At 71.7% G+C, this 5,856-nt stretch carries 5 protein-coding genes and 1 pseudogene; 4 read left to right on the top strand and 2 right to left on the bottom strand.

Going from position 1 to position 5,856, the window contains the following annotated elements:
• Positions 1-122: 122 nt before the first annotated feature.
• Positions 123-902: an alpha/beta fold hydrolase gene (locus E2E34_RS30165; RefSeq protein ID WP_138905042.1), complete on the bottom strand. Its 780-nt coding sequence runs from the start codon at positions 900-902 to the stop codon at positions 123-125.
• 52 nt (positions 903-954) lie between these two features.
• The gene (locus E2E34_RS30160; protein ID WP_138905041.1) at positions 955-1,287 is read right to left on the bottom strand and encodes a DUF427 domain-containing protein; all 333 of its coding nucleotides are present in this window, start codon (positions 1,285-1,287) and stop codon (positions 955-957) included.
• A gap of 105 nt (positions 1,288-1,392) precedes the next feature.
• Here E2E34_RS30160 and E2E34_RS30155 point away from each other — a divergent pair.
• From E2E34_RS30155 to ligA, 4 genes and pseudogenes are all read left to right on the top strand, one after another.
• Positions 1,393-1,931: pseudogene (locus E2E34_RS30155) on the top strand (LOG family protein).
• Between the two features lie 16 nt (positions 1,932-1,947).
• Positions 1,948-2,637 carry an SDR family oxidoreductase gene (locus E2E34_RS30150; protein WP_138905040.1) on the top strand — a complete coding sequence of 230 codons (690 nt, stop codon included), beginning with the start codon at positions 1,948-1,950 and terminating at the stop codon, positions 2,635-2,637.
• Complete coding sequence (locus E2E34_RS30145; protein ID WP_138905039.1) at positions 2,634-3,641, top strand: methionine synthase; 1,008 nt, start codon at positions 2,634-2,636, stop codon at positions 3,639-3,641. The genes E2E34_RS30150 and E2E34_RS30145 overlap by 4 nt, the downstream gene beginning before the upstream one ends.
• 28 nt (positions 3,642-3,669) lie before the next feature.
• Entirely contained in the window at positions 3,670-5,853 is a 2,184-nt protein-coding gene (gene ligA, locus E2E34_RS30140) for an NAD-dependent DNA ligase LigA (RefSeq protein ID WP_138905038.1), read from the top strand.
• Positions 5,854-5,856 lie beyond the last annotated feature (3 nt).

Raw genomic sequence — 5,856 nt, 5'->3', positions numbered from 1 at the left:
CGCCGGCCCCGGCTCACGTCACCCCCCCGTCTCGACGCCGCGGATGACATCGCGCGCAACCTCCGGCCAACACCCGGCGAACTGCATGACATGCAGTCAGCCGGGTTGCCCGCAGCGGTACTTCACTCCGCGAAGAACTCCCGCAGCACCGGGGCCAGTACGTGCGGTGCCACGTCGTGGACCTGGCCCGTCAGGGTGCGGTGGCGGCCGCGCGGCACCGCGCCCGCCACCCGCCGGGCCGCCTCCCGCATCGCCGGTGGGCTCGCGCCGCCGTCGACGACGAGCACCGGCTGCCTCACCGAACCCAGCCGTTCCACCGGCACCGTGCCGTCGCCCATCACCGCGTCGTCGTACGCCAGAGTCGGCGCCACCGCCTCCAGCTCCGGCCACATCGGCGAGCCGCGCAGGTGCGCGACCACGTCGGGCGCCATGCCCGCCATCGACAGGAAGAGCTCGGCGGCGCCCCCGAGGTCACCCGCGCCGAGCAGCTCCCCGAGCCGCGCGGTGTACCGCGCCCCGGCGGCCCTGTCCGCCGGCCCGGCCGCTGTGAAGGGCGGTTCGTACACGGCGATCCGCTCGAACGGCACGCCGCTCGCCGCCGCCTCCAGGACCAGCGCCCCGCCCGACGACATGCCGTACGCCGACACCGGTCCGCCCTGGTCCTCGACCAGGGCCGCCAGGTCCTCGACCTCGCGCGCGACCGCGTAGGGGGCGGTGTCCCCGCTGCCCCCGCGACCGCGCCTGTCGTACGTGAGGACGCCGAAGCGCGGCGCGAGCAGCGCCGCCAGCGGCGCCTCGGCGGCGCCCGTCGCGAACGCGCCGCCCACCAGGACCAACGGCGGTCCGTCGCCGAGCCGTTCACAGGCCAGGGGCGTGCCGTCACGAGACATCACTTTGCTCATGAGGTGCTGACCGCGCGGCGTCCCGGAACTCATCGCTCCCGGGCGAAGAATCTCACCGCGAACCGACGACCTCCGTCTCGTAGAAGCAGAAGTGCCCCTTCACGGCGGCCACTTCCGGCTTCGGGTCCAGGTAGGCCCACACCAGATCCGCCGCGCCCGGCACCGACCAGTACGAGGCGTACCCCTTGAAGGGGCAGTGGGTGCGCTTGTCCGAAGGCGTCAGGAGGTCGGTCCTGACGTCGTCGGGCGGCAGGTAGTAGCGCACCGGCAGGCCCGTCTCGCGCAGCAGCAGCGGACGGCGGCTCTCCGCCAGCACCCGCCCCCCGTACGTGACGCGCACATGCTCGGTGCCCTGCTCGACGGTGATGCGGTGTCCTGCGGTCACGGGCGGCTCTCTCCTCGGTCGGTGGGGTGCGGCGGCCCGGTCGGTGAGGTGCGGCGGCCGTCTCCCTCTCCAGCGTCCGTGCGGCGTAGGTTCTTCCCCATGGCACTGAACATCTGCGTCTTCCTCTCCGCCGCCGACCTCGACGAGCGCTACACCCGCCCCGCCCGGGAATTCGGCGAACTGATCGGCAAGGCGGCCACACCCTGGTGTGGGGCGGCTCGGAGGCCGGGCTGATGAAGGTCGTCGCGGACGGCGTGCAGGAGGCCGGCGGGCGGCTCGTCGGCGTCTCGGTGGAGTTCCTGCACAGAGTGGCGCGACAGGACGCCGACGAGATGGTGATCGCCAAGGACCTCGCCGAGCGCAAGGCACTGCTGCTCGCCAAGTCCGACGCGATCGTCGTCATGGTCGGCGGCACCGGCACGCTGGACGAGGCCACCGAGATACTGGAGCTGAAGAAGCACGGTCTGCACGGCAAGCCGGTGGTGCTGCTGAACACGGCGGGCTTCTACGACGGCCTCAAGCTCCAGTTCCAGCGGATGGAGGCGGAGGGCTTTCTGCCCGTACCCCTCACCGACCTGGTGTTCTTCGCCGAGGACGGCGTCGCGGCACTCGCCTACCTTGAGGAGTCGACCGGCGTCCAGTGATGCGAGCATGGGCGCCATGGCTACACATGTGATCACTGGAGCGGGGTCCGGCATCGGCGCGGCCGTCGCCCGCCGCCTGCACGAGCGCGGCGACGACGTCGTCCTGATGGCCCGCGACGCGGGCCGCGCCAAGCAGCTCGCGGACGTCTTCCCGGGCGCCCGTACGCTCGTCGGCGACCTCGCCAACCCCGACCGGCTCTCCTGGGCGTTCTCGCACCAGCCGATGCCGGAGCGGGTGGACTCGCTGCTGCACATCGCGGGCGTCGTCGACCTCGGCCGCATCGGCGACCTGGGCACCAAGACCTGGCACAGCCAGCTCAATGTGAACCTGGTCTCCCCCGCCGAGCTGACCCGGCTCTTCCTGCCCCAACTGCGCCAGGACAAGGGCCACGTGGTCTTCGTCAACTCCGGCGCCGGGCTGACCGCGCACGCCGAATGGGGCCCGTACGCCGCCAGCAAGCACGGCCTGAAGGCCCTGGCCGACTCCCTGCGCCAGGAGGAGCACGGCAACGGCGTGCGCGTCACCTCCGTCTACCCGGGACGCACCGCCAGTGCCATGCAGGAGAAAGTCCACCAGCAGGAGGGCAAGGAGTACGACCCGTCCCGCTGGATCGACCCCGAGTCGGTCGCGACGACGATCCTGATGGCCCTCGACCTCCCGCGCGACGCCGAGGTCAACGACCTGACCGTGCGGCCGGGCCGATGAGCGCGCACGAGAGCGGTCACGTGTGGGGTCCGGCGACCGGCGTCGGGTCCATGCCGGGCGGGGACGCCCGCGAGACCGCCAGGACCGTCACCGGGTCGTTCGAGGACTTCCCGTACCTCGCGGAGCTGCCCGCGCGCGGCCCCGGCGCCGACATGATCGGCCGGACCGCAGGAATGCTCGCCGAGATGTACGTCCACCTCGAACCCAGCGGCTGGCGCTTCAGCGACCGGCCGGGGCGCGACACCCGGCGCGCCCGGTCCTGGCTGGGGGAGGACCTCGACGCGCTGGAGGAGTTCACCCAGGGGTACACGGGGCCGCTGAAGGTGCAGGCCGTCGGGCCGTGGACGCTGGCGGCGTCGCTGGAGCTGCGTGGCGGCGAGGCGGCGCTCGGCGACCCGGGCGCCGTCCGCGACCTCGCGGGCTCGCTGGCCGAGGGCCTGCGGGCGCACCTCGCCGAGGTGCGGCGGCGGGTGCCGGGGGCGCGGGTCGTGCTCCAGCTGGACGAGCCGTCGCTGACGGCCGTGCTGCGCGGGCAGGTCAGGTCGGCGAGCGGGTACCGGACGTACCGGGCCGTGGACCGCCAGGTCGTCGAGGGGACGCTGCGCGAGGTGATGGGGGCGGCCGACGGGCCGGTCGTCGTCCACTCCTGCGCGCCGGACGTGCCGTTCGCGCTGCTGCGCCGGGCCGGCGCCTCGGGGGTCTCGTTCGACTTCTCCCTGCTCACCGAGCGTGACGAGGAGTCGATCGGCGAGGCGGTCGAGGGCGGTACGCGGCTGTTCGCCGGAATCGTGCCGGGCACCGACACGGCATTGTCCGACCCGGCCGGTAGCGTCATGGGTGTCAGGACGCTGTGGCGCAGGCTGGGGCTGAATCCGGGGACTCTGGCCGAGTCCTTGGTGATCACCCCGTCGTGCGGGCTCGCGGGGGCGTCCCCCGCGTACGCGCGCGCCGCGCTCGCGCACTGCGCCAGGGCGGCGAGATCGCTCGCGGACAACCCTGAGTAACGGGAATCGGAAACGGGAGGACAAGACGGTGGCTGGCGAACAGCAGGCGGCGGTACCCGCGGAGGCGCGGGAGCGGCACGCACACCTCGCTGAGCAGGTCGAGGAGCACCGCTTCCGGTACTACGTGAAGGACCAGCCGGTCATCAGCGACGCGGAGTTCGACCAGCTGCTGCGGACGCTGGAGGCGCTGGAGGACGAGTACCCCGAGCTGCGGACGCCCGACTCGCCGACCCAGAAGGTCGCGGGGGCGTACGAGACGGAGTTCACGGCCGTCCAGCACCGCGAGCGCATGCTCTCCCTCGACAACGCCTTCGACGACCTGGAGCTCGCGGCCTGGGGGGAGCGCGTCGCGAACGAGCTCGGGGCCGTCCCGTACCACCTGCTGTGCGAGCTGAAGGTGGACGGCCTCGCGGTCAATCTGACGTACGAGAAGGGCCGGCTGACCCGGGCCGCGACGCGCGGCGACGGGCGCACCGGCGAGGACATCACGCCCAACGTCCGTACGATCGCGGGCATCCCGGACCGCCTGCGGGGGGACCGGATCCCGGACCTGGTCGAGATCCGCGGCGAGGTCTACTTCCCGATGGAGAAGTTCCAGGAGCTGAACGCCCGTCTGGTGGCCGCCGAGGACAAGCCGTTCGCCAATCCGCGCAACGCGGCGGCCGGCTCGCTGCGGCAGAAGGACCCCAAGGTCACCGCGAGCCGCCCGCTGCACATGGTGGTGCACGGCATCGGCGCCCGCGAGGGCTTCGAGATCGACCGTCTGTCGCAGGCGTACGAGCTGCTGCGCGAGTGGGGTCTGCCGGTCGCCCGGCACAACAGGGTCGTGAACGACCTCGCGGGCGTACGGGAGTTCATCGCGTACTTCGGTGAGAACCGGCACTCCGTGGAGCACGAGATCGACGGCGTCGTCGTCAAGCTCGACGAGATCCGGCTCCAGGGCCGGCTCGGCTCCACCTCGCGGGCGCCGCGCTGGGCCATCGCCTGGAAGTACGCGCCGGAGGAGGTCAACACCAAGCTGGTCAACATCCGGGTCGGCGTCGGGCGCACGGGACGTGTGACGCCGTACGCCCAGGTGGAGCCGGTGACGGTGGCCGGCTCCGAGGTCGAGTTCGCCACCCTGCACAACCAGGAAGTGGTGAAGGCCAAGGGCGTGCGCATCGGGGACACGGTGGTGCTGCGCAAGGCCGGCGACGTCATCCCGGAGATCCTGGGGCCGGTGGCGGACCTGCGGGACGGCAGCGAGCGGGAGTTCGTGATGCCCTCCGAGTGCCCCGAGTGCGGTACGCCGCTGCGGCCGATGAAGGAGGCCGACATCGACCTGCGCTGCCCCAACGCCCGTTCCTGCCCTGCCCAGTTGCGGGAGCGACTCTTCTACCTGGCGGGCCGCAAGTCCCTCGACATCGAGAACTTCGGGTACGTCGCGGCGGCCGCGCTCACCCGCCCGCTGGAGCCGGCCCAGCCGCCGCTGCGCGACGAAGGCGACCTCTTCGACCTGAAGGTCGAGCAGCTGCTGCCCATCAAGTCGTACGTCCTGGACCAGGATTCCGGGCTGCCCAAGCGCGACCCGAAGACGGGCGAGGAGAAGATCGTCACCTTCTTCGCCAACCAGGAGGGTGAGCCTAAGAAGAACACCCTCGCCATGCTGGAGAACATCGCGGCTGCGAAGCAGCGACCGCTGGCCCGCGTCATCACCGGCCTCTCCATCCGCCACGTGGGGCCGGTGGCGGCGGAGGCGCTGGCCCGCGAGTTCCGCTCGCTGGAGCGGATCGAACAGGCCACGGAGGCGGAACTGGCCGCCGTGGAGGGCGTGGGATCCACCATCGCCGCCTCGCTCAAACAGTGGTTCGAAGAGGACTGGCACCGGGAGATCCTGCGCAAGTGGCGGGCGGCCGGGGTCCGGACGGAGGAGGAGGGGGCCGGCGAGGAGCAGGGGCCGCGCCCGCTGGAGGGTCTCACGGTCGTGGTGACCGGGACCCTGCAGAACTACACCAGGGATGGCGCGAAAGAGGCGCTCCAGAGCCTCGGGGCAAAAGTGACCGGATCTGTTTCAAAGAAGACCGGATTTGTGGTGGTGGGCGACAGTCCCGGTTCGAAGTACGACAAGGCCATGCAGTTGAAGGTGCCCGTCCTGAACGAAGAAGGATTTGCCGTCCTTTTGGCGGAGGGTCCGGACGCGGCACGTGAAGCGGCTGTGCCGAGCGAGGAGTAGGGG

Source organism: Streptomyces albidochromogenes, from assembly GCF_005981925.1.
GTDB lineage: Bacteria > Actinomycetota > Actinomycetes > Streptomycetales > Streptomycetaceae > Streptomyces > Streptomyces albidochromogenes.
The sequence above is the reverse complement of the archived record's forward strand: the minus strand, read 5'-3'. Positions and strand labels throughout refer to the sequence as shown.

What these genes read in the sequence shown, in the direction of transcription:
- E2E34_RS30165 (WP_138905042.1), bottom strand. Translation starts at nt 902, where the DNA reads ATGAGCAAAGTGATGTCTCGTGACGGCACGCCCCTGGCCTGTGAACGG.
- E2E34_RS30145 (WP_138905039.1), top strand. Translation starts at nt 2,634, where the DNA reads ATGAGCGCGCACGAGAGCGGTCACGTGTGGGGTCCGGCGACCGGCGTC.
- E2E34_RS30150 (WP_138905040.1), top strand. Translation starts at nt 1,948, where the DNA reads ATGGCTACACATGTGATCACTGGAGCGGGGTCCGGCATCGGCGCGGCC.